Source organism: Nitrincola sp. (assembly GCF_048264025.1).
GTDB lineage: Bacteria > Pseudomonadota > Gammaproteobacteria > Pseudomonadales > Balneatricaceae > Nitrincola.
In genome coordinates this window covers 96,398-122,275 of record NZ_JBLXDN010000006.1, presented here as the reverse complement: position 1 = coordinate 122,275, position 25,878 = coordinate 96,398, and the positions used below count along the sequence as shown (strand labels likewise).

Genomic DNA, 25,878 nt, shown 5'->3' with positions numbered 1-25,878 from the left:
GTGTAGACAGACATGTCCCTCTTCTCAATAAAGATAGGCTTTACTGCAAGGCTTCTAGCACCTGTTCAGCCCACTTAAGGCTATGCCGATAGGCGACTTCGTAAAACTGTGAGGGCAGCAATTTCTTCAGTTGCTCAAACTCTCCGCGCTCGTAGACCTCAACTTCACTCAGAACCAGCCCCGCCTGCCCTTCACGCTTAGTCAGCGCATCCTTAACCGAGGGCTGCAGCGGCACTTCATTCAAGAGCACATCCATTTCCATATCCATCATCACATCCATTTGAGACAATAAACCGACAATAAAGCACTCCATTGGTGCCGGAAACTCCAGCATTTCACCTAACAACTCACACATCCGTCCGCGGATGAGCATATTGCGGGTCAACTCAGTGGGTTTGCCATTGTCACTCTTGGCCAGAAATAACATCACCCAACGCCGGATCTGATCCATACCCAGCAGCGCAATCGCATGAGACAGAGAATTAACTTCACGGCGCAAATTAACCGCGGCCGAGTTGACCACACGCAAAATTTTGTAAGTCAGCTCAGGGTCTTTCAGGGCAATCTGTTCAACAGATTCAGCGGTGGCATGCTTATTCTGCAGTTCTTGCAAAAGCTGCAGCAACAACACTTTATTGCCTGGCAGCTTTTTACCCCGCACCAAGTCTGGCTTGCTGAGAAAATATCCCATATAGAGAGCAAAGCCCATTTCCAGACACTGGCGAAACTGATCTTGTGTTTCAACCTTATCCGCCAGCAGCTCCAGGTTAAAGGGCTTCAGCTTTTGCACCAGCGCTGGAATCCTGGCAAGACCAATCAATTGAATATCCAGCTTCAACACATGCACCACTTTAAGCAAAGGATGCAGTTTGGTATCACCCGGATCAAAGCCGGACAATGCCAATCGATACCCCTGTCCTGCCAAGTCGATAAGACGGTCTATCAGCGCTTGGGTAACCCGCGTATGCGGCAACAACTCCAGCACAAACAAGTGCCGAGGAAAATCAGGCAACTCATCATCCAGCAACACCTTGTCAGTCACCTTCAGGAAAAACGGTAACTGCGCTTTAGTCCCTTTACTGAAGGAGGCATAGGAGTTAACCAACACCGCCAGGGTTGCATCGTCATCTTTCAGTCCCATGACAAAATTGCCCTGCTCATCTCTGAACAACAATTCGTAAGCGGCCACATCCTGACTTTTGGTATAGATTGCCTGCCGCGCCATCAGCACGGGCAATCCCTGATCATCGTGTGTTATGGCAATTTTGCTCACGGGGTATAGCTCCAAGGGTGTGAAAGCAGTTACATACAAGGCCTAAGCATATACAAAACTCTGGGTTAAAGTCACCTTATCATCTGTCAACGCCGGACCGATCCTCCTTATCAATTGATAATTTAATCTGGCGTATATCATGCCCTGTTGGCGACTGATGCAAGCGCAAACCAAATACCGGCATCACCGCCAGCACATGATCGAACAGGTCAGCCTGAATACCCTCATACTCTACCCAGGCAGTGGTATTGGTAAAGGCATAAACCTGAATGGGTACCCCTTCACTAGTCGCCTCAAGCTGTCTGACCATCATGATCATCTGCTGATGAATACGCGGATGGGTCTTCAGGTAGGCGGCCAGATAAGCACGAAACGTACCAATATTGGTCAAACGTCGGCCATTTAACGGGCTACTAAGATCCAGGTCATGTTCAGTATTATAGCGTTCAACTTCCGCAAGACGTTGCTCTATATAGCTGTTCAATAAACTGGATTTGCGTAACGCATTTATATCCTCTGGAGTCAAAAAGCGCACACTGCTGACATCAATCCGGACACCACGCATGATGCGCCGACCACCAGACTCTTGCATACCACGCCAGTTTTTGAACGAATCAGAAATCAGTGCGTAGGTAGGAATGGTGGTAATGGTGTTATCCCAGTTCTGCACCTTCACTGTAGTCAGATTGATATCCACCACCGCACCATCGGCGCCATAACGGCTCATTTCCAGCCAGTCACCCACAGACAGCATTTTATTCGCAGATAGCTGAATACCCGCTACCAGACCCATCAGGGGGTCTTTGAACACCAGTAGCAATACCGCCGTCATCGCACCCAAACCACTAAACAGAATCAGTGGAGACTTGCCAATCAGGATGGAAATGGCGATAACAGCCGCCAGTACAATCGTAGCTAATTTAATCCCCTGAAAAATACCCCGCAGCGGTAGTTCTCGAGTTGCACGGCTATACTGAGACAACTCAAGCAACACATCCAGTATGACAAACAACACCAGCACACTGAAAATCAGAATCCACAGTTGGGTAAGGCTATTGATGAGTAACAGGGATACAGAACCTGGCTCCAGCCAATGCTGCGCCTGGACCTGCACAATCAGTGCCTGAACAATAAAAGACAGGCGCTTGAACAGCTGCTTTTCAAACAGTGCACGATTCCAGATATGCTGCGCACTTCCGGCCAACCGCTCCATGACCCGGCGCACCAAATGATGCAGAATAAAATGCGTCACAATCGCCACTAAAGCAATCAGACCCAGCGCAACAATCAACTGCGTCAACGCCGTTGGCTCAATCGATAATTTAGCCAGCCAATCCGTGACCGAATCCACCCACATTAACCCACCTCAATCGCTGTTCTATTTTAATTTAAATGCCGCACCTGTGATTAACCAGGCAAGGTGCAGACTTACACCTGTACTTGAGTTTAAGGTACACTGCTCAAGCAAAATTATAGCAGCCAGAGTACCCCAGTGCATGACCTTTCAAACAGATAACCCCGCCAGCGAACTACACACACTGCGTGATTATATTCGCTGGGCCATGAGCAGTTTTCAACAGGCCAGTCTGTTTTACGGGCATGGCACGGACAACCCCTGGGATGAAGCCGTACAACTGGTATTAAATGCTGTACATCTACCCTGGGATGCCAGTCCGGAAGTACTGGATGCCCGCCTGACCAGTTCAGAAAAGCAACGCATTCTAACCTACATTCGCCGACGTACTGAAGAGCGCATACCGCTACCCTATATCACAGGCGAAGCCTGGTATATGGGCATGCCATTTTATGTAGATGAGCGTGTACTGATTCCACGTTCGCCTATTGCTGAGCTGACAGAACAGCTGTTTTCTCCCTGGCTCAGGCCTGGCCCTGTAGAGCAGATTCTGGATCTCTGCACTGGCAGTGGCTGCATTGGTATCGGCTGTGCCTATCAGTTTCCGGAGGCACAGGTTGATCTGGTCGATATCTCTAGCGATGCACTGGCGGTTGCCACCAAAAATATCAAACGCCATGAGTTAGAGCATCGAGTTAGCACTATTCAAAGCGACCTGTTCAATAACCTTGAAGGCAAGCGCTACGACCTGATCGTCAGCAACCCACCCTATGTAGATCAAGCTGACTTCAAAAACATGCCCAAAGAATATCAGCATGAGCCACAACTGGCGCTGACATCGGGTGTTGATGGCCTGGAAATTACCCGTCGCCTGCTGAAAATAGCCAGTCGATTTTTGGCAGACGAAGGGTTACTGGTCGTTGAAGTTGGCAACAGTGAAGCGCATTTGATAGAAACCTATCCGGAAGTACCCTTTACCTGGGCTGAGTTTGAAAAAGGGGGCAATGGTGTGTTTTTGCTGACCGCTGAAGAACTACAGCACTATCAGGACTACTTTTGAAACAAGTATTACCCCATACTAATAGGCTATCTACTTGACAAAGATCATGTTTAAAGCGAGATTCATACGTTAATCTACAGCCCGCTGTAAAAACAGCCTCAGGCCGAAGACAGATTACCCAGTAACAAGGTCCGCTCTCAGGAAATCAGTGCGGGTAAACAGTATCAGCAAGGACAGCTTACCGGACCCTATTTGGGAGCAACACCTTGCTCAGTTGGCTAAACTCGCTCAGGAACGTAAAGCAAATACCCGATCGTGCTGGCCTGTGCATCAGCCGTGATGCTTTATGTCTTGTGCAGGCCAACCCTGCCAGCCACGCTGACGCTTTCAGCCTGACGCATTCCTTACAAGCCGCCACCGACTCTCCCGAACAAGCCTTAGAATTATTAAAGAACTGGGTCAGTGAGCTGGGTTTACAGCATGCTGGTGTCATACTTACACTCGAGCAGGAAGCATTTGAGCTGATTCAGATGGATAAACCCGACGTGCCTGACGTCGATCTGAAAGCCGCTACCCATTGGAAACTTCAGGAATACCTTGAATACCCGGTAACCGAAGCTATCAGTGATATTTTTGAAGTTCCCGAAGGTCGTCATGGCCACTCTAACCAACTGTTCGTTGCCGTCACCCGACGCAGCCTGTTGGAAAAGCGAGTCAAGCTGATCAGGGATGCTGGTCTCAAACCTACCTACATTGATATTGCTCAGCTGGCCATGCGTAATCTGGTTGAAAGACGCCTGCAAACCAGCGACACCGTCGGCATCGTTCACTTCCATCCGAATGACAGTCGCTTGTACATCTGTCGCGATGGCCAGTTTTATATTACCCGGGTTATCAACCTGGGCCTGAACAGCCTGATAACTGATGATGAAATGCAGCAACTACAGCTGGTTGATCAGTTCTCACTCGAAGTACAACGGACCATGGATTATTACGATAGCCACTTTGGTCAGTCACCCGTACGACAGCTACATTTTCTTGATCGAACCGGTCAGCTCACCTGGCTTCCGGATGCCGTAACCAACATGTTAGGCATCCAGACGGCTCAAGTGGATATGCCACAGAATACGAACCAGCAAGGGCTTATACAACCTGACCTTGCCCCTTTGGCCTGGGGTGGACTCATCGGGAGATGGAACCGATGAGTCAACGCCAGGAAGTAAACCTGTATCAGGCTGAACTGCATGAAAAGCGAGAACAACTGACCGCCCGCCATATGGCAAGCCTTGTCGGTATAGTACTGCTATTGATGCTGCTCTATAGCGGCTGGACCGCCTACTCATTAAACAGTTTGAAGCATGAAAACCAACAACTGACAACACAGTTGAATCAACAACGTCAGACAGTGACGGAACTGGCTTCAATGGCCCGACCTGAAGCAGACCCCAGACTATTGCAACACACCCGCAGACTGGAAAACGAAATACGCCACTTGCGTGCGTTGCGAGAAACAGCGTTGATTCCTCTGGATGCAACTGAACCAGAGCAGTACCTGCGTGGACTGGCCCGACAGAAACCCGATGGACTCTGGATCACTGGTATTCATCTGGCGGCGCTAGGCCAGGATATCCTGCTGCAAGGCCGGGTTATTAATGCCGAGCTACTGCCTATCTACATTGATCTTCTTGGCATTGAGCCCGCCTTTACAGGCCTGGTATTTCACACCCTGGAGATCAACCAACCCACCGATGAAACCAGCGGTGATGACGCTGATGCGCTCACCTTCAGACTGATAGCCGGATGCAAAACGCAAAGCTGTTCCCTGGACAATAGCGAGGCTACACCATGAACATCTGGGCAGGCTTTTCCCGACAGATAGACAAGCGCTCGCTACGTGAACGTGGCATTATTCTGGTTGTGGCACTCCTAATAGTACTGCTACTGACAGATACCTTGCTGACTGATCCGGACCGTCGTCAAATACAGCAACAAGCTCAACTACTCAGCAACCAGCAATCCGAACTGGCTACACTAAAGGCACAAGAGGTTGAATTGCTTCAAAGCCTGTCGGCGGATCCCAATATTGCGCTGCGCGAACGAGCTACACACCTGGAGGCGGAAGCCCTGCATGCGCGTGAATCCCTAGACCAGGAATTTGCCCGCTTTATTTCCCCCGACCAAATGAACAGTGCACTCAGGGCGCTTGTTGGCGTTACCGAAGGTGTCAGCCTGCACTCTCTGCGTAGCCTCCCCACTGAGATCGTTTTCTCGGCACCTGAAACAGCTACTGACGATAATACCGACACGGATACAGAACAAGCCAGCCTACCTGCGGAGGTTGCTTCCGGTGTCTATCGGCGAGGTGTAGAGCTGGAACTGACCGGCAACTACCATGGCTTGGTACGCTACCTTGATATGCTCAGCGAACTGCCCTGGGTGATCAGTTGGGAGCAGGTACAGATCCTCAGTGACAACTATCCAGACACACTGTTTCGCCTGCGGCTTTATACGCTGACACTGGATGAGGGCTGGCTACGTGTGTAAACAAGTTTTTTCCGCTTACCTATTCGGACTCTGCCTGTTCCTCGGCCCCCCGCTATCGGCTCAGGAACGTGATTTAAATTTCACTGATCCCTTGCGGCCTTTCAGTCATGCACAGACGTTAACACCGGCACAAGAAGCCCAGGCACGCCTACACTTGCAAGCGGTGCTGACCGGTAACCGTGGTTCCTATGCGGTGATCAACAACCAGCCTGTTTCCGTGGGTGATGAAGTGGATGGCTACACCATCTTGCAAATCGGTGATGGCACCGTACTGCTGGGTAAGGATAATGGCCAAAAAATCGTGATGCAGCCACACATGCTGACCTTCGATCCTTCCGCTGCTACTCAATCCAGTCGGAGCGAACCATGACAGATCAGACCAACACAGGCACACAGCCCGCTGCACCACGCCGCCAGAAAATCCGTTTGGGCGATCTGCTGGTAGAAAAGAAAGTCATCACCCCGGCACAACTGGATAAAGCCCTGGCAGAGCAGAAAAAAACCGGCACCCGCTTGGGAAGAATGCTGATTTCTCTGGGCTTTATCAATGAGCAGGGGCTATTGGACTTTCTGGCGGAACAGCTAAAAATTCCTTATGTCGATCTGCGCCATTTTCAACTGCGCCCCGCTACGGTCAAACTGCTGCCAGAAACACTGGCTAGACGTTTTCGTGCCATAGTGCTGGAAGATAAACCGGATGGCCTGCTGGTAGGCTTGTCGGACCCGACCGATATTTTCATCCAGGATGAGATCAGTCGGCTGCTGAAACGCCCGGTATCTACAGCGATTGTGCGTGAAACCGATGTACTCAATGCCTTTGATTCCATGTACCGGCGCACCGATGAAATCAGTTCCATTGCTGAAGAACTGGGTGAGGAACTGGCCGAAAGTGACTTTGACCTGGCACAACTGGCACGTGGAGCTGATATCACAGATGCGCCGGTGGTACGCCTGCTGCAGTCATTGTTTGAGGACGCCATTCAGGTCAAAGCATCAGATATTCACATTGAACCGGATGAAAATGTGCTACGCCTGCGCCAGCGTATCGATGGTGTGCTTCAGGAACAAATCATGAAGGAGAAGCGCATCGCACCGGCACTGGTTTCCCGCCTGAAGCTGATGGGTGGCCTGAATATCTCGGAAAAACGTATGCCTCAGGATGGGCGTTTCAATATCCGCGTCAAAGATCGCGCCATCGATGTGCGTCTATCCACCATGCCGACCATTTACGGCGAATCCGTGGTGATGCGTTTGTTGGATCAGTCCCAGGGCGTGGTTAATCTGGACCACACTGGCATGCCTGCCGACCTCGTTGCCCGCTTTAAACGGGTTATCCACAAACCGCATGGCATGGTGCTGGTCACCGGTCCCACTGGTAGTGGTAAAACCACCACCCTGTATGCGGCCCTTGCCGAACTCAACCGCGCTGAGCGCAAGATCATTACCATTGAAGACCCTGTTGAATACCGCATGCAGCGGATCAATCAGGTACAGGTCAATTTCAAGATTGGCCTGACCTTCGCCGGCGTACTGCGCACCGCATTGCGACAGGACCCGGATGTCATTCTGATCGGGGAGATGCGCGATCAGGAAACCGCTGAAATCGGTCTGCGTGCCGCCATGACGGGTCACCTGGTGCTTTCAACCCTGCACACCAATGATGCCGTCAGTACCGCCAACCGTCTGATTGATATGGGGGCCGCTGGTTATCTGGTAGCCACCTCACTACAAGCCGTACTGGCTCAGCGACTGATTCGCAAGGTCTGCGACAATTGCTCACAGCCTCATGAACCGGATGCCAACGAGCAAGCCTGGCTGAACAGCAATCCCCAGCTAAAGTTCAAAGGCAGCGGCTACATCAAGGGCAAAGGCTGTATGCAGTGTAACAACACCGGCTACAAAGGCCGTGTCGGTATTTTCGAGTTTCTGGAAATTGACACGCAGCTAGCCGATGCCCTGCGCCGCAGTGACACCAGTGAATTTCACCACTTGGCGCATTCGCGACCAAATTTCAAAACACTGGGGCAGAGTGCTTTGGATCTGGCAGCTGAAGGGATCAGTACGCTGGAAGAGGTGATTCGCGTGGCGGGCGAATCAGTCATGCTTGAACCCGGTGGTGGAGCATAAAGCATGGCTGTTTTCCAGTATCGGGCCAGACGTGGCCAGGACCGAGTGACAGAAGGGCGACTTACCGCCGACTCAGCCGAAGCGGCGGCCAGTCAACTGCTGACCAATGGCCTGATTCCACTGGATATACGTCTGGCAACGTCCGACTCCAGTGAGTCCCTCAGTGATCAGCTAAACAAACTCATGCCACCGCGCAAGGTCACACTGGATGAGCTGATACTGTTCAGCCGTCAGATGTACAGTATTACCAAAGCTGGAGTGCCATTGATTCAAGGCCTCAGTCGCCTGTCTGAATCCATGTCTAACCCACGATTGGGTGAAATTCTTCGCGAGATCAGCCGGGATCTTGAAGGTGGCCGTGATGTAGCCGGCAGTTTTGGGCGGCACCGCAAAGTCTTCGGCACCCTGTATATCAGCCTGCTACAGGTAGGTGAGATGACCGGCCAGATGGACCGGGTTTTTTTGACCATGCACGATTACCTTGCTCGCGATCGAGACACGGCTAACAAAATCAAATCGGCCACCCGTTATCCCATGTTTGTGATCATCGCTATTACGATTGCGATTGGTGTTTTGACCACCGTGGTCATCCCGGCATTTGCGCAGGTATTTGACAGTGTCAAAATGGACTTGCCCCTCCCGACTATCATCATTCTTGCTGTATCGGACTTTGCCACACAATGGTGGCTGCAGATCCTGATTGCCATAGGCCTGGGTATTCTAGCCTTTCGTTATTGGAGCAACACAGAGCGTGGCCGCTACCTTTGGGACAGAACCAAACTGAAATTTCCCAAGGTGGGCAATATTCTTTTACGCGCTACCATTGCCCGTTTTGTGCGAGCCTTTGGCGTAGCCTTGCAATCAGGGGTACCGATCACCCAGGCTCTGGCCGGTGTCGCCGCCACCACAGGCAATACTTATATCACCGAAAAAATTCTGTCGATGCAAAGTGGTATCGAGCGCGGTGATTCCATTTTACGCACGGCGGCCTCGGCACAAATTTTTACACCGGTCGTGCTGCAAATGGTAGCTGTCGGAGAGGAAACCGGACAACTCGATGCGATGATGCTGGAGGTAGCCGATTTTTATGACCGCGAGGTGGCTTATGATATCGATAATCTATCCAGCATTATCGAGCCCATTCTCACCGTCGCTGTCGGCGTCATTGTATTAATCCTGGCACTGGGGATTTTCCTGCCGATGTGGGATCTGACTCAACTGGCCGGACGCTGAGGCATGCGGCAGGAAAACCGTTATAGCAATGGCATCCGATTGCTGGAGCTGGCCATTGTTGTGGTGCTGATAGGGGTGCTGGCAACGCTGGGTATCAACCGGATCATGGCACTGCAGCGGGAAGCCAGACTGATACTGGTCGATGGATTTGAACAGTCGCTGCGACTTTCAGCGCAACTGGTCTACCTGCAGAGCAGCGCGGTCGGAGAGCTGCACAATACACACTATCGCCTGCAACCTTTTGCAGACAGACCGGAGATATGGATAGAAGTCATGTATGGCTATCCACGTGCCGACAATACAAAAAACATCACCCAGTTGTTTGATGAACTTTCAAGCCGCTGGTTAATAGATAGTGAGGGCACGCAGATTCGCGCGCGTGTTAATGGCATTGATGATTGTGCCGTTCTCTATCGACCACCGGAACGTCCCGGTGGCAGCATGACACTGGAAAAACAACTGGCAGGTTGTTAAAGCAAACAGAGATGCTCGGGCAATTTACGTCCCCGGCAAATAACCATGAAGGAGATTCATCATGCCACAACCTCAACTCACAGCCACAAAGCAGCAAGGCTTTACGCTGATCGAGCTGGTCATTGTGATCCTGATTCTGGGTATTCTGGCAGCATTTGCCATTCCCAAATTCATATCGCTACAGCGCGAAGCACGAGTTGCCGTGATTGACGGTACCACCAGTGCCTTGCGCTCAGGTGCCAACATCGTCTTTGCCAAATCGGCGGCCGGTGGCACGCATACCGCTACCGCTGGCTGCGTGGGCCTGGAATCGGGTGATACCGCCAGCACAACAGCGGGTTGCACCGGTGATGATATTATCCTGACCCGCTGGGGCTACCCACGCGCGCAGGATTCAGAAATCACACCACTGTTTGACGACTTTTCTCCGCGCTTTTCCTTCAGTGGAGGCGGTACAGGTCCAGGTGCAACGGTGCAAATTCAGCTGGATGGCATACCCAACTGCCGGATTGAATACAGCGCCCCGGATACCGCCGGTGGTCGACCCGATATCAGCAAAAACACTGACGATTGTTAATTTACTTTAAACTTACCAAGCACGTCCCTTACAGGAGCAACACCATGAAAACGCAATCCGGTTTTACCCTTATTGAACTGATCATTGTTATCGTGATCCTCGGCATCCTCAGTGCTGTCGCACTGCCACGGTTTATTGATTTTTCCAGCGATGCCGAAGAGGCCGCTTTAGCCGCAAATGCGGCCGCAATCTCTTCAGCCATGTCAATTAACTATGCCGCTTGCGCATTGGATAAAGATGAGTGTGAAGATGTAGCTAACTGCTCTCTTGCAGAGGTTAACAATGTACTGACGCAAGACCTGGATACAACTAAATTTACCGGTGCCCTTAAAACCGGCGAAACAGAACCCGCTGCAAACGGTGACTCAGCTGTTTGTACACTCAGTGCCACCGGCGTTACAGAAACCGCTGAGTTCACAGTAATACGCTGGCAGTAATATAGAGAAATCTACCAAACTCAAGGGACTAACGTGATGGAGAAACAACAGGGATTTACACTGATCGAGTTGATTGTAGTGATCGTCATACTGGGCATACTCAGTGCGGTAGCTCTGCCTCGCTTTATCGATTTTTCGACTGAGGCAGAGAATGCGGCAATCATGGGAGCAGCTGCCAACATCAGCTCAGCCATGACCATCAATTATGCCGCCTGTGCTCTGGATCAGCATGATGCAACCTCGTCTCGTTGCGTTCGTGTTGATCCAGACACTTACCTGAGCGCATGTAATCTGGAAACAGCCAACAGTGTACTGAGCAGCACACTGGAACTGGCAGACGGATATTTGATTGGCATAGACTCATCGCTGAGTTTTCCGCAGAACCGTCCCAATGGAACGTCACTCGGGTGCAGTATCATTCGACCACACAAACCGCCCTACGGTGTAGTTGCACAGTATAATGTCATTATTGCAGGTAAGGATTAATCACACGCAGGATCAACCTTAACGCCAGATGCCTGACTTTAAAGGTAGTGCCTCATATGCAGCCACAGCTTGATGACAAAACCGCAATGGAAACAGGCTTTCTATGCCTGTTTCCATCTCCGCGGAACCGCCGCTGCCAAGGCTTTACTCTGGTCGAGCTAATTTTGGTGCTGGTACTGCTGGGGGTTTTATCCGCGGTTGTGCTGCCTCGCTTTACCAGCAACGGCTATGCTGAGTACGGCTACACGGAAGAGCTGGCTTCAGCACTTCGTTTTGCCCAGCAAAGCGCTGTGGCTGCGAACACGCCCATCACGCTAACGTTGGCCAGCAACCATTATCGTATCTGTCGAGATACGACCTGTACATCCAGTGGCCCGTTTTTAATCAATCCAGGTAATAATCGACCCTGGGATGGTAGTGCCTCCGGACGAGGTCTGGCGCCTAACGGCGTCACACTGTCACCGGTAACAGCTATCACCTTCAATGGATTGGGCGTTCCTTCACAGGGGCTCAGCATTCAGATAGGTGATCGCGGTCTGCAGCTGGAAGCGGAGACTGGCCATGTCCATTAGACACTCGCAACAGGGCTTTACCCTGATTGAACTGATTATCACTATAGTCGTTCTCTCTGCTGGTCTGTCGGGCATACTGCTGGTTTACACTAATACCGTATTGCGTAGCGCGGATCCACTGCTGCAGCAACAGGCACTCGCCATTGCAGAGGGCTATATGGAGGAGATACAGGGCAAGATCTGTCACCCCGGTACTGAATCTACAGGTAATCCGCCACGTGGGGCCTGGCAGTTTGCAGATGACTTTAACAGTCTTGAGCAGCCCCCTACCCAAATCGATGGCACAGCGCTGAGCCAATTGAGTGATTACAGTGTCAGAGTGAGTGTCACGGCAGAAGCGTTTGGCCCTGCCGGACAGCAGGTCAACGGCTGTGGCGTGAGTGTGCAGGTCTCCAACCAACGCGTTGGCAATATTAATGTCAGTCTGACTGCCTTTATGGCCCCCTGGCCAGATGAGGCTCTGCCATGAAACAGTATTCGCAACGTATTGCCGGCTTTACGTTAATCGAACTGATTATTGTCATCGTCCTGTTAGGCGTACTTGGCACGGTGACTATCGGCATCCTCATGCAACCTTTCCAGGCTTTTCAGGACCAGTCACGCCGCGCCAGCCTGGTGGCAGACGCCGATCAGGTGCTCACCCGCATGACCCGGGAAATTCGTATGGCACTGCCTAACAGTGTGCGTATCACAGAATCGGGTGGTAACCAGTACCTGGAGTTCATCCCCACCATCGGTGGGGGACGCTATCGCGCCCTGGCTGATCTGAGTGATCCTGATAATCCAGCTGGGGACGTGCTGGATTTCAGCATTGCGGATAACAGCTTTGATGTGCTCGGCGGTGTACTGGGCGAGTTCAGCACGGATGATCATGTGGTGGTCTTTAATGCCAGCACTGATCAAAACTCTAGCGCAAATGCCTACCGTGGCGACAATCGCGCCGTATTGACTGGAGGCTCCAGTAATGAATCCTTACACATCCAACCTACCGAGTTTCCCTTTGCGTCACTGGAAGCTCAACGTTTTGATATAGTTCCGCAAACAGGCCCGGTCACCTACGCCTGTCTGGCGAATCAACTTCGACGCTACAGCGGCTATGGCTTTCAGACAAATCAGCCAACCGGACTCACCTCAGGACACCTGATGGCCAGCCGTATCGGCCAATGTGTATTCGATTATCTTCCTGGCGATCATATACGTAACGGAGTTGTCACCCTGCAACTGAGCATCACCGAAGACGATGAAACCGTAGAAATGCTCTATCAGGCACAGGTAATGAATACGCCATGATGAATCAAACGGCTTATCAACATAGACTGAAACCTACCCAGGCGCGCGGGATTTCACTGATTGCCGTACTCTTTATTCTTATCGTATTGGGTGGTCTGGCCGCGGTAATGGCACAGATGGGTGCTACTCAACATGCAGGCTACCTGCTTTCGCAACAAGGAAAGCAGGCTTACTATTCAGCACGCAGTGGACTGGAATGGCTGCAGCACCAAACCCTCGAAAACGGTGCATGTCCTGCCGTGAGCAATCTTGATTTCTCTGGTTTCGATCTGACACTTAGCTGCGAGGAGATAACCGAAACAGAGGATACAGACACACTGAAAATTTTCCATCTGGGTAGCCATGCCCAGAAGTCTTCAGGGCCTTTTGGTATGATCAGTCGTGAAACCCGTGTTTCTGTTTGGTTGAGGTCAAGCTGATGATGTGTTTAAACCTGCAGCGCCTACCAGTACGCATCATATTACTGCTGCTGACCTGTGCCTCGCTACTGCTCACCTCTTTGAATAGCTGGGCCAAGAACTACAGTCTGAACGGGAATACCAATTCAGCAAACTATCCGGACTGTTCTGGCTCCTGGTCTGCCAATGGCGACACTATGACCTGCTCCGGACAGATTACGCTGAGCGTTGGCGATACAATCATTCCAAATCAAACCAGAATACTGGTGGCTAATGCCGGATTTGTATTACTGGGCAACAATATTCTGGGCAGCCGCAGTAATCCGATGCCCGTTCAATCCGCCTGGGGTGGCATTAGTGTTCAGGGTGATAATAACGCTATTTACGGCAACATCAGCTCTAACTCAGGAACGATTAACCTGAACAACACCGAGGTGGAAGGCAATATATTCCTGCCCAGCGGCAGCATTAGTATCTCGGGTGGTTCTGTATTGGGTAATACCCACTCCAATTGTTGTAACGTCACTGTGACAAATACGCAAATAACAGGCGATGTCAGCAGCTCAAGCAGTACCGTCAGGATTAATGGCGGCAGTATTAATGGTAATCTCTCCACTAACGGCGGTAGCGGTGTGATTGTCGAGAATGCCATAATGGGATCCGGTGCTATTACCACGTCGAGTGTTCCCATCACTATAGCAAACAGCTTGATAGGCTCCGCACGCAACCCTGTCAATCTGCAAAGCGCAAATCAGATCAATATATCAGCTGATACAACAGTGTATGGCAATGTCACCGCTGGGGGCTGGAGCTCTAGCCTGGCCATCGACATGACCAGTTGGGTCAATGGCCTATGTAGTCCAACCCACCCTCGCTGTGGCGCCGCATCCTCTCTGATCGCTTCAGAAAGCTTTGATAGTTATTCGCCTGGAAGCCTGCAAGGTGGCAGTGCCGGACAAGGCTGGACAGGTGCATGGCGAGCACATAGCAGTAGTCAGGCTGTTATCGATACCAGTGAGAACCCATTGGTTTATCACCAGGGAGGCCAGTGTATTGCCGGTGCCAGCCGCGCGCTGCAGCTCCGTGGCACCACCGATAATGCCGCCAGTCGCAACCTCAGCCGAACTGTGGATGATGATGTGGTCTATGTCAGCATGCTGGTACGTTTCACCGGTACGCAAGCAGATAACAAATTCTTTGCCCTTTGGTTTCAGGACCCTACTTATCAAAACCATCCTAACATCGGTCTCAAGATGAACCGAGGCAACGGCAGTGGTCCGGAAGATTTCTTTGTGCGCACCACGAATCAGAATGAAACCTATCACACGGATCTGGTTTCCGGACAGACCTATTTTCTGGTGGGCCGTCTGAGCAAATCTTCACCGGGCAGCAGCAATCCGTATAATCGCTTTGAACTCTGGGTTGACCCTGCCAACCTGGATGCGCCCGGATCACCTGACAGGGTGACTTCTTTGAGCAACAGCAATATTTCATCTTTTGATGAAATAGGCTTCAGAACACACCAACTCAGCTCAACGGACGAACTCATTGTTGATAGCCTGACACTCGGACTGGATTGGGATGCGGTTGTAACCCCATCAAGCAATTGCCCTGACCAAGTGCTCACCTGCATGACCGATGACTTTGCCCGGGAAATGCTTGGTAATGACTGGTCAGTCACTCACCAAAGTGGTGGTTTTGGCAACCCACGCATTGTCGATCAACGCCTGCGTATGACAGATGCGTCCGGGAATGTAGCCACAGCGGCGACTCTGCAACGCTTGTTTCCCTCTGCGAACAACCTGATCACCGTTGAGTTTGATTTTTATGCTTATGGTGGCAACGGTGCCGATGGCATTGCCGTGGTACTCTCAGATGCGGCCATCACCCCGGCACCCGGTGGCTATGGTGGTTCGTTGGGATATGCGCAGCGCAGTGGCGGTATCAACGGCTTTGCTGGTGGTTGGCTGGGTATCGGGCTGGATACCTATGGTAATTTTTCCAACCCGTCCGAAGGTCGACAAGGTGGGCCTGGACGTCGACAGCACAGCGTTGCTTTACGCGGATCTGGTGCAGCCAATAGTGGTTATCAATATATCCAGGGCACTGACACGCTATCCCCGACTGTGCGAAATACAACTGGGCATCGTTATCGTATTACCGTAGACAGCCGTAGTGTCGAAGAATCCTGGGTTACGATTGAACGCGATACCGGCTCTGGGTACGAAAATCTCATCGGCCCAGTCGATATACTCAGCAGCGCCGGACAGGCACAGGTGCCTGAAAACCTGTTGTTAACCCTGACCGGTTCGACCGGGGGATCCAATGACAATCACGAAATCGATAATCTGGAAGTATGTGGCTTGCGCATGCAGCCGCTTGAGGCAGATATCCATCATTTCCGCCTGCTTCACAGTGGCAGTGGACTGACCTGCGCCGCTGAACCAGTACAGGTCATCGCCTGTGCCACAGACAATTGCAACTCCCGTTTTACCGGTACGGCCTCTGTTACACTATCGCCGGCCACATCCGGTGCGATTCGCTGGATCGATGGTAATCAGCAATACCTGGAAAATGGTGAAGCTTCGTTTCAGCTGCGTCGCAATACCCCCGGAAGTGTATCCCTGGGTATAGCGGCCAGCTCTCCCAGTGCATCCAATGTCACACGTTGCTTCAGTAATGGCGTTGAGGGCAGCTGCAATATCAATTTTGCAGAAAGCGGCTTTATTTTTGATTTACCTGACCTGCTTGCTGACAAGCCGGACTCTTTTACTCTTAGCGCTCGCCGCGCTGATGAAAACAATCCTGACAGCTGTGCTCCCGCTTTCACCGGCGAACGCAGTATCAATTTCCGCAGCCGCTATACAAACCCGGACAGCGGCAGCCAATCAGTTTCTCTGAATGGCCAGACCATCAGTAATACGGCGAGCTGGACGTCTTTATTACTGACGTTTGATGAACAAGCCAATGCGCAAGTGGATATACGTTACCCAGATGCTGGATTGAAACAGCTAGATGCCAGGTACGCCGGGACCACCGGTAGTGATGAGCAAAGCCTGGTTCTTTTAGGTAGTGATAGTTTCAGCAGCGCACCGGCTGGTCTGTGTATCGAATCCACGGCGAATAACGCCGCTTGTGACAGTGAAGATGCCAGCTGCTCTGTATTCACACAGGCCGGTGAAGACTTCCCTATGCGGGTACGTGGCGTCGTCTGGACCGCTGATGACGATCCTCAGTTATGCGACAACACCACCACGCCCAACTACCGCCAGAACAATATCAGCTTGTCCTCATCGCTGGTTGCACCCGATGATGGCCGCAATGCTGAACTATCGCTCAGCCAGGTCAATATCACCGAAAATGGCCTGCAAACAGAAGCTATAAATCTGTCGGAAGTGGGAGTCTTTCAATTACTGGCGGTTCCCCAAGCCAACAGCTATTTCGGCAGAACCGTCACAGCCGGGTTATCCGCCCCGATCGGGCGCTTTATTCCCAGCCACTTCAGTTTGCATTATCAGTTGGACGCGGCCTGTAGCACAGGTAGTAGCGATGCCTTTAGCTATAGTGGTTACCAGTCAGCAGCCAGTGTTCAAAACTCAGGGCAACCCTTTCAAATAACCGGGCACCTAATGGCTCTGAATCGGCAAGATCAGCCTACCTATAACTATAGACAGGACTTTGCCAAGATCACCGCCTCAGACATTACCGGTGCTGCACTGCTGGCACCTGATGCTATTTCTGAGGGTCAATTCAATAGCTGGGACCCAACCCTGCAGGCGTTTACCCAGGGACGTGGAGACTTCAGCATCAGCACAGATTACCTGGCTCATCAGCGCCCCCATACCCCCTTATCAATCTATCCCTACCTGACCGCGACAGACAGTGATGATGTCAGTGGTTCAGAGGGCGATCCAGCGGCGGCGGGACGTTTTATCAGTGGGCGCATGGTAATAGAATCAGGCCATGCGTTCCTCGAAACTGACCCGATTAATATAGCGCTGGACGCACAAATGTATGATGGCAACCGCTGGACCACACACTTAGCTGATCGTTGCACCAGCGTCAGCGCCTTTCGAATGGATAACGATCAGGCTGAGAATCAATCCAGCAGTATTCAGATAGGGGCGGGAACTACGAGTCTGCTTCCAGACCCCTATGACGTGTTCGTTGCAGGACTGCACAGGTTAACACTGAGCGCGCCAGGTGAGGGTAATAGTGGCTTTACCAACCTGACCCCGCTATTGAATGACCAGCCTTGGTTACGCTACGACTGGTCGGGTAATAGTATGCACACCAACAACCCGTCTGGGCGCGCCGCCTGGGGCCTATACCGTGGGAATCCGAATATTATTTATATGCGAGAAGTCTGGCGATGATGCCGTTCCAGTGCATCAACATCCAGCAGTGCAACCAGCTGGCTCTGGTAGAAGCCTAACGCTTTCAATGGCTTAAAAATAGAGCTCTGTGCCATCATTTCGGGTAGCGGGTAAATATCAGCCGGCTCCAGCTCGATCAAATCCGCGTCAGAGCTTAAACCCAGCAGCCAGTCAGCGGTGTGTCCACGCAGCCTTAACCACTGCGTAACAGGCTCACTGAAAGATGCTTCCGTGCCAGAGTCTACCGAGTAAAGCGCGGCAAAGGGAACGATTGAAGCCATCTGTGCATCTACCAAGCCCCGACCGGCAACCCGAATGGCCTCCAGTCCAAACAATGAGCCCCTGTGGCTGAATACCACAAGCGGGAGTGCTGAACTCACCCCTGCGCTCCTTGCCAGGCTGAAAACACTTTATCCAGATCCAGCACCGCTATAGCGTGCTGTTTAAACTGCAGCAATCCGGTCACATGCTGATGAAGGTGTTCCGGCAGGTTTTCGGGTGGTGGTTGTATCTGACTTTCGGGAATATCCACCACATCCAGTAACCGGTCAATGCGCAGTCCAGTGTGCATTTTTTTGCCTTTCGTCAGCAAAATAGCACTATGCTTGGTCTGGTCACCTGAATCGTTGAGCTGCAACAGACTGTGCAAGCGTATAACCGACTCGATATCTCCCCGAACATTCATAACACCTTCGACAGCGGGCGGCATACCGGGAACAAAATACACCGGCTCAGTACCCGGCAATACTTCCCGCACCGCCTCTCCCGGAAAAGCAAAATCGCGCTCTCCAAGGCTGAATATCACCAGTTTTATCACCGGCTCATCAACATCGACTATGTCTTCAGCCGATGCCTTTCGAGCCGCTAAAATACCTTCCAGCGTCTCAGTCATGTCGATACCTACCTAATACAACCTGATTGCGCCCCTGATGCTTGGCCTGATACAGCGCTCTGTCTGCCGCCATACGCAGGGCATCAACATGGGTATAGTCCGGGTAGCAACTCAGCCCGGCACTGAAGGTGCAATTGAAGCGCGCCTTACCAGCGGTAAAGGCTATATTGGAAAAGTCTTCCCGCAGTTGATTCACCAGTTTTTCGGCATACCCCAAGGTGACATCTTTGAGTAACAAGGCAAACTCCTCACCCCCATAACGGCCAATAATATCTGACCCTCGAAGTCGATGCTTCAGTATACGTGACAAGGCAACCAGTACCTGATCTCCGGCCATATGGCCATGCAGATCATTAACCTCTTTGAAATTATCCAGATCCAGCATCACCAAAATCAGATTTTCCTGCTGGCGAATGGCTTGGGCCAGGTTGGTATGCAGCATTTCAGTGGTGGCAGTGTGATTATACAGCCCTGTCAGGCTGTCACGGGACATCAACGCGCGCAGCGTTCGCATGCGCTCCGCTCGCAGCACCACCGCCGAGACAAGCTCCTCCGGAACCACTGGCTTGGTAATGAAGCCTTCCACCCCCACCTGCATAGCCGAAAACTGTTTCTTGCGGTTGGTTTCATTGGACAGGTAGACAATTGGTAAACTGATGTACTCCGGCAACTGACGAATAATTGCAGCGAGTTCCACACCGGTACAGCGCGGCATGTACATATCAGCCAATACCAAATCCGGATTAAACTGTCGCAGTACATCCAGAATGCCCGATGGATCATGCAACTGCTTCACACTCATGCCTGCTTCCTGAAGTATGAGGCTGTGGTAAGCGGCGACTTCTGGTTCATCATCCACAACCAGAATGCGCAGTTGCTCTTCGCGGCGCTCGCTCAGCAGGAGTTCATCCAGCTTGGCCGCCAAATCCAGTGCCTGGGCGGGCTTGGTGAAGTAGGCAAGACAACCCGCCTGTACAGCGCCCAGACGTGCTTCAAAGTCACCGTAACCTGACAGCACAATCGATGGTAAGGCTTCACCAATAATAACAGACAAGCGTGCCAGCTCATCGGTACCTGCCGTACTGCCATTCGGAAAATAAACGTCCATAATCACCGCGTCCGGTCGACGCTTCAATACCGCGTCATGGAAGCTCTGGGTATCCAGAAAGTATTCAATCTCATAGCCAAAGCAGTGCAACTGATAGCCCAACTGAGTCACTTGTTCAGGCTCATCATCGCAGATATAAATTAAAGCTTTGCGGTTGCTTTCAGCTCGCTTGGAGTCGTTTTGTTCCATCTCAAAGAAGGGAGCATGCTGAGCATTATCCGCCAAGCCTCCGCGGCTCTTCTGCAACTGTTGAAGCTGTTGCTTCATTTCACTCAACAGCTCACCCACCGGCAAAAGCTTATTGCCAGGAACCTCGGTTTCCGGCATTTCTATTAACGCCAGCAGCAGCGTTTCACCCGTATCGGCGAGATCAGCTAAGCCGGTAAAACCAAATGAGCTGGCAGTACCCTTAATGCTGTGAAAAAACCGGTGCAGCTCTACTGCCAGCCTTGCTTGAGCCTGCCAGTCCGATGACAGTAATCGGTACTGTTGCTGTGCATTGTCCAGACGCGCAGGCATCTGACTGAGAAAGCTCATTCTCAGCCGAGTAATTTTTTCCTGCAACGTAGGCTGTTTGACATCCATCAGGATTTACTCCGTCAACTTAAGCGGTTTAACTTTGTCTGGCTAAGGCCTGTGTCACTGCAATAGGTAAACTTTGTTGCAAATTAAAATCTTTCTGTATGCAGGCATCCAGACCCGGCTCCTTGGCACTCAGACTCGTTGGGTCATCGCCGGTCAGCAGAATAAAAGGTAGTGTCTGACCTTGCTCCTTTAGATCACGGTACAGATCGATGCCGCTGATCAAGGGCATATTCATATCACTAACAATCAGGGCTATCTGTGGATGGCTATTCAGTTGCTCGACGGCTTCCACTGCATCAGCTGCCTGTACAACCTGATACCCTTGATCTTCAAGCACTGCCGTGGTCATTTCACCCGCTAGTGCGTCATCATCCACTACCAGTATTTGCATGCGGTTAATCCTGTATAAACTGTTTTTAATCCAATAAAACTCTCAGAGTATCTACCAGACTGCTCTGATCAAAGCTTCCTTTGACAATATAAGCATCCGCACCTACCTGGATACCTCGGCGCCGATCACTTTCTTTTTCTCTGGAGGTGATAATAATGATCGGCTTATGCTGATAACGCTCTTCCTGACGCAGCCTGGCTGTCAGCGTAAAGCCATCCATCACCGGCATTTCAACATCGGTCAGTACTGCATCGAAATCCTCTGCCAGCGCCTTATCCAGACCATCTTGCCCATGCTCAGCCAGTGTGACCTGATATCCCCAGGCTTCCAGAACATCCCGTTCTATTTCACGAGTGTTAAGCGAGTCATCAACCACCAGAATACGCTGACGTACAGACTTCTGCCCGGATTCCGATTTACCTCGATCTGGCACGAGGCCTCGTGTACGCCGAGACAAGGTCATTAAATAGGGAACATGTAACAGGCTGACCAGATGGTTATGCCCAGTAGTAACCATACCGGAAATCAGTGCGTTACTGCGTAAATGCGGCGGTAGCTGTTTAATCACCAGATCCCGCTCATCAATCAGTTCATCAATTTCCAGTGCCAGTTTTTCGTGGTGCAAGCGAATAATCAGTAATAACGCATCCGGCTCGGAGCGGGCCGGGTGCTTTGGCGCCACCGGCATGGGGGGTAAATCTATCAGTTCCGATAACTTCATCACCGGCACGAACTCATTCCGGACTATCACCGCATTACGATCGGCGACTTCAACCATCTTGCTACGCGGAACACTGATCAGCTCAGCCACATACTGAGCGGTAAAGCCCAGTAACTGCCCAGAAACCCGCACCAGTAAAACGCGCATCATTGCCAAGGATAAAGGTAAGCGTAGCGTAAATCGAGCCCCCTCTCCAGCCCGGCTCTCAAGACTGATAACACCCTGAAGTTTATCGATGACAGTGCGCTTGACTACATCCATGCCCACACCTCGGCCTGACAGATCTGTAATCATCGCGCTGGTAGAGAAGCCAGGCAAAAAAATCAGATCCATCACTTCCTGTTCAGTTAGGCTTTCCAGCACTTCGGCTGTTAACAACTGCTTGCTTAGCGCTTTATTACGAATGGCATCCAGATCGACTCCGGCACCATCATCAATGATCTCAATCACGACCCAGCCACCGTCCTGAGACGCTTTAAGCTGCAACACACCTTGTTCAGGTTTGCCAGCGGCCTGCCTCTCTGGTGTTGTTTCTATACCGTGATCAAGTGCATTGCGCAGTAAGTGAATCACCGGGTCAGCTAATTGATCTATCATCTGGCGGTCCAGTTCAATGTCTGCGCCTTGCACACGACACTCCACCTGTTTACCCAGGGAGCGCGCCAGATCTCTGACCAGGCGCGTGGCAGGCTCAAATACAATCGATAAAGGCAGCATACGCATCTGCAAGCCGATATCATGCAGATCCTGCATCAATAACTCCTGTGACTGTACTCTGTCCTTCAGAGTCCTGGAGAAGTGTTGTAATCCGGAGACCAGTTCCGCATCCCCTCCTTTTTGCCCCTGCAACTCCAGCTGTTGGGCAATACGGGTCATTTCACGCAAACCCGCATGGCTTGACACCACCTCACCCATCAGTTTGATCAGCTCTTCCAGCTTATTGAGCCGAATACGCACAGTTTCCGATGTTCTTAGTGCTGCAGGAACCTGGGTATCGGTGGTATCAGCCAGCTTAGGCGTTGTAGGTACCGTAGGTGGCTCAGTACTGGCGGCTATTTCGGTTGCGCCTTCGGCTGCAGCAGTCAGTGCGTTACAAAGGACAGTATCAGCTGGGTTCAGTCGGCTAACATCCAGCGTGTCAGCCAGGATGGCAACATAATCGGATAACTGATCAACCCCCCGATATAACAAGGCCAGGTTATGCGAATCTGCATTTACCTGTCCTTCACGCAGGGCACTGAGTAAGTCTTCCAGACTGTGAGCTGTTTCGGTAATTGGAAAAAGCTTCAACATACGTGAAGACCCTTTCAGGGTATGCGCTGAGCGGAATAGGCTGTTGATCTGCTCTGCACTCGTTCTTCCCTGTTCCAGATCGGCCAGCCCTTCAGCCATTTGACTCAGATGGTCCTGAGCCTCTTCAATAAAACGTAACAGAAATTTTTTAATATCCAGTGCCATATATCAGCCTTCCCCCTTACCCGGAAGCTGCGAATTCTGCTTTAATCTCAACAACTGCCGTTCGCTGAGAAACAAAATGTCACCTCGTGGTAGCGGTAACGGCACCCACAACATTCCGTCAGCCGCATGCTTATCATCTGACAGAATACGCCGAATAACCTGATAGGCCTTGATCGCCGCCGCATCATGTTCCTGTGCTCGGTAAGTTTCGGCCAGGTAATAATGTGCAGGCCAACATTCCGGACAGGTGTAAGTGACTTTCCTGAACCAGTCACAGGCTTCCTGAAGCCGATGTTGCCATTTTGCATTCAAACCTTTGAGCAACAACCCGTCCACAGACCAGGGATCTTCATGCAGCACCTGATCCAACAGTTCATCCGCTGCATGGAAAGCGCGCTGATTGAGTAATAGCCAACTTTTCAACAACAGCACACCCACGGCTACAGGTTGATTCTGCACACTAAGATGCTTATCCAGCAATTCGGAGGCTTTCTCACGCTCACCTTCTTGCACCAACTGGCGTATATGGTCCAAAGGCGGCAGATTGAGTAGCGCAGATGTTGCAACAATCGGTGCTAATGGGGTCAGCGGCTCGGGATGACTGCTCGGTTCTTTAGTGGCTTGTACAGCGGTTGTGCTCGCTGAATGCAAGGAAGACCAACTGATTGCCTGACTGAAAGGAGGGCGGTAGGCCTCGCCCTTGATAAAATAGTAATGCCCATGCTCTTCCACCAGTTCAAATACCCCCAGGTCATTCCCCAGTGTTTCCGAACTGCCTAACAGCAGGATACCGTTTTCATTTAAGACATCATAAAAACGCTGATGAATCATCTGACGTGTTTCCGGATCGAAATAGATGGAAACATTACGGCAAAAAATCAGGTCGTAGCCTTCAAGTCCTTGCGGAGACAAAGGCGCTTTGAGGTTCAGTGGCAGAAAATTAATACTCTCGCGTATCTCATCTACCAATTGGTAGTTACGTTGCAACGGACGAAAATAGCGCTGCTGTAACACCGGATCCATACTGCGAAATGAAAACAGCGAATAAATGCCCTGGCGAGCCTTGGTTAATATTTGCCGATCCACATCACCCGCATCTATCTTAAATAGCTGGCGTCGCTGTTCACCATAAACCGTATCCAGTGCCATCGCCAAACTATAGGGCTCTTCACCTGACGAACATCCGGCACTCAGGATTCGCAGTGGACGACGTGACTGACGAGCCAACAAACGTGGAATCAGCTGATTGGTGAACAGCGCTATCTGATCCGGTTCACGAAAAAAATAGGTTTCATTGACGGTCAGAGCACTGATCAGTTGTTCAAACTGCTCAGAATTACTTTCCAGCAAGCGATAGTACTGCTGGAGATTCTGGCACCCCAACCGAGTGACGGCCTGATTCAGTGCTTTGTTCAGACGATCTTCAGCAATACCCTCCAGCACCAGTCCGCAGTGGTTGTAAATCAGCGTTTTGAATGGTGCCAGTTCCAGACTCATCGCTCCCCCCGGCTGACCGCATCACAGTAATCAGCCGCATTCAGGCTCAGGATATCCAGTACTTCAGTTACAATCTGATCGAGCGGTAAGAGTTTCAGCACGCCACCGGTATGCACAGCCTCCTGATTCATGCCATAGATAACAGAACTGGCTTCATCTTGTGCCAGGGTAACACCACCCGCCTTACGGATAGCCAGCATACCCGCAGCCCCGTCACGACCCATTCCGGTCAGAATCATACCAATCGCATCAGCGCCACAGTGTCTGGCAACCGAACTGAGCAACTGATCACAGCTGGGTCGATAAATATCAGCCGCCTTGCGGGGTATCAGCGCAAGCCGGTGCGCCGCGGTCAACGTCAGGTGACTTTCAGACGGTGATACGTAAATATGTCCTGGCTGCAACATATCACCCTCCTCAGCCACTTTTACCGGCAACTGACATAGGCTGTTCAGCCATTGAGCCATACCCTCGGCAAAACCATCGCTGATATGCTGGGCAATCAGGATAGGCGCGGGAAAGCCTGACGGCAGCTTGGGTAACAGACTCGCCAGTGCCTGAGGGCCGCCGGTAGAAGACGCTATGGCCACCACCCGGCGGTAACCGCGCAACAAGGGGGTGGGCAGGGTTATGGCTGGTGTTGCAAACACTGGAGCAGGCTCTGCCACCATACGACGTCGGATATAGGTTATGACGGGCACACCTGCCAAGAGACGCACCTTTTCTACAAAATCAGCCGCCTGCTCAGGTGTGTAGTCAGGCTTGGAGATCACCTCCAAAGCGCCCAAACGCAGGGCCTCATAGGCTTTCTCAGCATCCGACTCATTACTGACCACCAGAATTGGAGCCGCTTTCTGATGCATGATCTCTGAAATTGCCTGCATACCATCCATTACCGGCATATTCAGATCCATAGTGACAATATCCGGGCGCAGCAACTGAGTCATCTCTACCGCTTCGCGCCCGTGACGCGCCTCCCCTACCACCTCGATATCAGATTCCTCTTCAAGAATGGCACGCAGCAATCCACGCGCCAGACTACTGTCATCAGCAATCAAAACACGGATAGATTTTTGCATTATCAT

At 51.5% G+C, this 25,878-nt stretch carries 25 protein-coding genes; 16 read left to right on the top strand and 9 right to left on the bottom strand.

Annotated elements, in window-relative coordinates:
• Positions 1-40 precede the first annotated feature (40 nt).
• A complete protein-coding gene (locus ACN0R1_RS06685) occupies positions 41-1,273 on the bottom strand; it encodes an EAL and HDOD domain-containing protein (protein ID WP_417581167.1) in 1,233 nt (410 codons plus the stop codon).
• A gap of 79 nt (positions 1,274-1,352) precedes the next feature.
• A complete protein-coding gene (locus ACN0R1_RS06680; RefSeq protein ID WP_417581165.1) occupies positions 1,353-2,630 on the bottom strand; it encodes a mechanosensitive ion channel family protein in 1,278 nt (425 codons plus the stop codon).
• 139 nt (positions 2,631-2,769) lie between these two features.
• Here ACN0R1_RS06680 and prmB point away from each other — a divergent pair, with 139 nt between their 5' ends.
• The 16 genes from prmB (at position 2,770) to ACN0R1_RS06600 (ending at position 18,141) form a co-directional block, all read left to right on the top strand.
• Positions 2,770-3,687 carry a 50S ribosomal protein L3 N(5)-glutamine methyltransferase gene (gene prmB, locus ACN0R1_RS06675; protein WP_417581163.1) on the top strand — a complete coding sequence of 306 codons (918 nt, stop codon included), beginning with the start codon at positions 2,770-2,772 and terminating at the stop codon, positions 3,685-3,687.
• 206 nt (positions 3,688-3,893) lie between these two features.
• Positions 3,894-4,832, top strand: coding sequence for a pilus assembly protein PilM (gene pilM, locus ACN0R1_RS06670; protein ID WP_417581161.1), 939 nt, complete (start codon positions 3,894-3,896; stop codon positions 4,830-4,832).
• A complete protein-coding gene (locus ACN0R1_RS06665; protein ID WP_417581159.1) occupies positions 4,829-5,476 on the top strand; it encodes a hypothetical protein in 648 nt (215 codons plus the stop codon). Before pilM ends, ACN0R1_RS06665 begins: the two co-directional genes overlap by 4 nt.
• The gene (locus ACN0R1_RS06660) at positions 5,473-6,171 is read left to right on the top strand and encodes a hypothetical protein (RefSeq protein WP_417581157.1); all 699 of its coding nucleotides are present in this window, start codon (positions 5,473-5,475) and stop codon (positions 6,169-6,171) included. The genes ACN0R1_RS06665 and ACN0R1_RS06660 overlap by 4 nt, the downstream gene beginning before the upstream one ends.
• Positions 6,164-6,541: a hypothetical protein gene (locus ACN0R1_RS06655; protein ID WP_417581155.1), complete on the top strand. Its 378-nt coding sequence runs from the start codon at positions 6,164-6,166 to the stop codon at positions 6,539-6,541. The genes ACN0R1_RS06660 and ACN0R1_RS06655 overlap by 8 nt, the downstream gene beginning before the upstream one ends.
• Complete coding sequence (locus ACN0R1_RS06650) at positions 6,538-8,298, top strand: GspE/PulE family protein (protein WP_417581153.1); 1,761 nt, start codon at positions 6,538-6,540, stop codon at positions 8,296-8,298. Before ACN0R1_RS06655 ends, ACN0R1_RS06650 begins: the two co-directional genes overlap by 4 nt.
• Positions 8,299-8,301: 3 nt before the next feature.
• Positions 8,302-9,531 (top strand): type II secretion system F family protein, encoded by a 1,230-nt coding sequence (locus ACN0R1_RS06645; protein ID WP_417581151.1) that lies wholly within the window; start codon positions 8,302-8,304, stop codon positions 9,529-9,531.
• 3 nt (positions 9,532-9,534) lie between these two features.
• Entirely contained in the window at positions 9,535-10,005 is a 471-nt protein-coding gene (locus ACN0R1_RS06640) for a pilus assembly FimT family protein (protein WP_417581149.1), read from the top strand.
• Positions 10,006-10,066: 61 nt separating this feature from the next.
• Positions 10,067-10,582, top strand: coding sequence for a pilin (locus ACN0R1_RS06635; RefSeq protein WP_417581147.1), 516 nt, complete (start codon positions 10,067-10,069; stop codon positions 10,580-10,582).
• Positions 10,583-10,626: 44 nt separating this feature from the next.
• Positions 10,627-11,019, top strand: a complete 393-nt coding sequence (locus tag ACN0R1_RS06630; protein WP_417581145.1) for a prepilin-type N-terminal cleavage/methylation domain-containing protein — start codon at positions 10,627-10,629, stop codon at positions 11,017-11,019.
• Positions 11,020-11,055: 36 nt separating this feature from the next.
• Positions 11,056-11,505, top strand: coding sequence for a type II secretion system protein (locus ACN0R1_RS06625; RefSeq protein WP_417581143.1), 450 nt, complete (start codon positions 11,056-11,058; stop codon positions 11,503-11,505).
• A gap of 56 nt (positions 11,506-11,561) precedes the next feature.
• Positions 11,562-12,077, top strand: coding sequence for a GspH/FimT family protein (locus tag ACN0R1_RS06620; RefSeq protein WP_417581141.1), 516 nt, complete (start codon positions 11,562-11,564; stop codon positions 12,075-12,077).
• Positions 12,067-12,546 (top strand): type IV pilus modification PilV family protein, encoded by a 480-nt coding sequence (locus ACN0R1_RS06615; RefSeq protein ID WP_417581139.1) that lies wholly within the window; start codon positions 12,067-12,069, stop codon positions 12,544-12,546. The genes ACN0R1_RS06620 and ACN0R1_RS06615 overlap by 11 nt, the downstream gene beginning before the upstream one ends.
• Positions 12,543-13,367: a PulJ/GspJ family protein gene (locus tag ACN0R1_RS06610; RefSeq protein ID WP_417581137.1), complete on the top strand. Its 825-nt coding sequence runs from the start codon at positions 12,543-12,545 to the stop codon at positions 13,365-13,367. Before ACN0R1_RS06615 ends, ACN0R1_RS06610 begins: the two co-directional genes overlap by 4 nt.
• The gene (locus tag ACN0R1_RS06605; RefSeq protein ID WP_417581135.1) at positions 13,364-13,786 is read left to right on the top strand and encodes a hypothetical protein; all 423 of its coding nucleotides are present in this window, start codon (positions 13,364-13,366) and stop codon (positions 13,784-13,786) included. Before ACN0R1_RS06610 ends, ACN0R1_RS06605 begins: the two co-directional genes overlap by 4 nt.
• Positions 13,786-18,141 carry a DUF6701 domain-containing protein gene (locus ACN0R1_RS06600; protein WP_417581133.1) on the top strand — a complete coding sequence of 1,452 codons (4,356 nt, stop codon included), beginning with the start codon at positions 13,786-13,788 and terminating at the stop codon, positions 18,139-18,141. The genes ACN0R1_RS06605 and ACN0R1_RS06600 overlap by 1 nt, the downstream gene beginning before the upstream one ends.
• Here the strand turns inward: ACN0R1_RS06600 and ACN0R1_RS06595 are convergent.
• The 7 genes from ACN0R1_RS06595 to cheB are packed head-to-tail and all read right to left on the bottom strand — an operon-like array spanning position 18,117 to position 25,872.
• A complete protein-coding gene (locus ACN0R1_RS06595; RefSeq protein WP_417581131.1) occupies positions 18,117-18,521 on the bottom strand; it encodes a hypothetical protein in 405 nt (134 codons plus the stop codon). The two genes, ACN0R1_RS06600 and ACN0R1_RS06595, sit on opposite strands and share 25 nt — an antisense overlap.
• Positions 18,518-19,033, bottom strand: coding sequence for a chemotaxis protein CheW (locus ACN0R1_RS06590; protein WP_417581129.1), 516 nt, complete (start codon positions 19,031-19,033; stop codon positions 18,518-18,520). Before ACN0R1_RS06590 ends, ACN0R1_RS06595 begins: the two co-directional genes overlap by 4 nt.
• Entirely contained in the window at positions 19,026-20,726 is a 1,701-nt protein-coding gene (locus ACN0R1_RS06585) for a diguanylate cyclase (protein WP_417581127.1), read from the bottom strand. Before ACN0R1_RS06585 ends, ACN0R1_RS06590 begins: the two co-directional genes overlap by 8 nt.
• 28 nt (positions 20,727-20,754) lie before the next feature.
• The gene (locus ACN0R1_RS06580; protein WP_417581125.1) at positions 20,755-21,117 is read right to left on the bottom strand and encodes a response regulator; all 363 of its coding nucleotides are present in this window, start codon (positions 21,115-21,117) and stop codon (positions 20,755-20,757) included.
• Between the two features lie 25 nt (positions 21,118-21,142).
• Positions 21,143-23,296 carry a hybrid sensor histidine kinase/response regulator gene (locus ACN0R1_RS06575; protein ID WP_417581123.1) on the bottom strand — a complete coding sequence of 718 codons (2,154 nt, stop codon included), beginning with the start codon at positions 23,294-23,296 and terminating at the stop codon, positions 21,143-21,145.
• 3 nt (positions 23,297-23,299) lie between these two features.
• On the bottom strand, positions 23,300-24,793 hold the full coding sequence (locus tag ACN0R1_RS06570) for a CheR family methyltransferase (RefSeq protein ID WP_417581121.1): 1,494 nt from the start codon (positions 24,791-24,793) through the stop codon (positions 23,300-23,302).
• Positions 24,790-25,872 carry a chemotaxis-specific protein-glutamate methyltransferase CheB gene (gene cheB, locus ACN0R1_RS06565; RefSeq protein ID WP_417581119.1) on the bottom strand — a complete coding sequence of 361 codons (1,083 nt, stop codon included), beginning with the start codon at positions 25,870-25,872 and terminating at the stop codon, positions 24,790-24,792. Before cheB ends, ACN0R1_RS06570 begins: the two co-directional genes overlap by 4 nt.
• Between the last annotated feature and the right edge of the window lie 6 nt (positions 25,873-25,878).

Bases quoted from the DNA above. Each gene is read 5' to 3' on its own strand.
- ACN0R1_RS06680 (WP_417581165.1), bottom strand. From the start codon at position 2,630: ATGTGGGTGGATTCGGTCACGGATTGGCTGGCTAAATTATCGATTGAG.
- prmB (WP_417581163.1), top strand. From the start codon at position 2,770: ATGACCTTTCAAACAGATAACCCCGCCAGCGAACTACACACACTGCGT.
- ACN0R1_RS06665 (WP_417581159.1), top strand. From the start codon at position 4,829: ATGAGTCAACGCCAGGAAGTAAACCTGTATCAGGCTGAACTGCATGAA.
- ACN0R1_RS06660 (WP_417581157.1), top strand. From the start codon at position 5,473: ATGAACATCTGGGCAGGCTTTTCCCGACAGATAGACAAGCGCTCGCTA.
- ACN0R1_RS06650 (WP_417581153.1), top strand. From the start codon at position 6,538: ATGACAGATCAGACCAACACAGGCACACAGCCCGCTGCACCACGCCGC.
- ACN0R1_RS06645 (WP_417581151.1), top strand. From the start codon at position 8,302: ATGGCTGTTTTCCAGTATCGGGCCAGACGTGGCCAGGACCGAGTGACA.
- ACN0R1_RS06640 (WP_417581149.1), top strand. From the start codon at position 9,535: ATGCGGCAGGAAAACCGTTATAGCAATGGCATCCGATTGCTGGAGCTG.
- ACN0R1_RS06635 (WP_417581147.1), top strand. From the start codon at position 10,067: ATGCCACAACCTCAACTCACAGCCACAAAGCAGCAAGGCTTTACGCTG.
- ACN0R1_RS06630 (WP_417581145.1), top strand. From the start codon at position 10,627: ATGAAAACGCAATCCGGTTTTACCCTTATTGAACTGATCATTGTTATC.
- ACN0R1_RS06625 (WP_417581143.1), top strand. From the start codon at position 11,056: ATGGAGAAACAACAGGGATTTACACTGATCGAGTTGATTGTAGTGATC.
- ACN0R1_RS06620 (WP_417581141.1), top strand. From the start codon at position 11,562: ATGCAGCCACAGCTTGATGACAAAACCGCAATGGAAACAGGCTTTCTA.
- ACN0R1_RS06615 (WP_417581139.1), top strand. From the start codon at position 12,067: ATGTCCATTAGACACTCGCAACAGGGCTTTACCCTGATTGAACTGATT.
- ACN0R1_RS06610 (WP_417581137.1), top strand. From the start codon at position 12,543: ATGAAACAGTATTCGCAACGTATTGCCGGCTTTACGTTAATCGAACTG.
- ACN0R1_RS06605 (WP_417581135.1), top strand. From the start codon at position 13,364: ATGATGAATCAAACGGCTTATCAACATAGACTGAAACCTACCCAGGCG.
- ACN0R1_RS06600 (WP_417581133.1), top strand. From the start codon at position 13,786: ATGATGTGTTTAAACCTGCAGCGCCTACCAGTACGCATCATATTACTG.
- ACN0R1_RS06590 (WP_417581129.1), bottom strand. From the start codon at position 19,033: ATGACTGAGACGCTGGAAGGTATTTTAGCGGCTCGAAAGGCATCGGCT.
- ACN0R1_RS06585 (WP_417581127.1), bottom strand. From the start codon at position 20,726: ATGGATGTCAAACAGCCTACGTTGCAGGAAAAAATTACTCGGCTGAGA.
- ACN0R1_RS06580 (WP_417581125.1), bottom strand. From the start codon at position 21,117: ATGCAAATACTGGTAGTGGATGATGACGCACTAGCGGGTGAAATGACC.
- ACN0R1_RS06575 (WP_417581123.1), bottom strand. From the start codon at position 23,296: ATGGCACTGGATATTAAAAAATTTCTGTTACGTTTTATTGAAGAGGCT.
- ACN0R1_RS06570 (WP_417581121.1), bottom strand. From the start codon at position 24,793: ATGAGTCTGGAACTGGCACCATTCAAAACGCTGATTTACAACCACTGC.
- cheB (WP_417581119.1), bottom strand. From the start codon at position 25,872: ATGCAAAAATCTATCCGTGTTTTGATTGCTGATGACAGTAGTCTGGCG.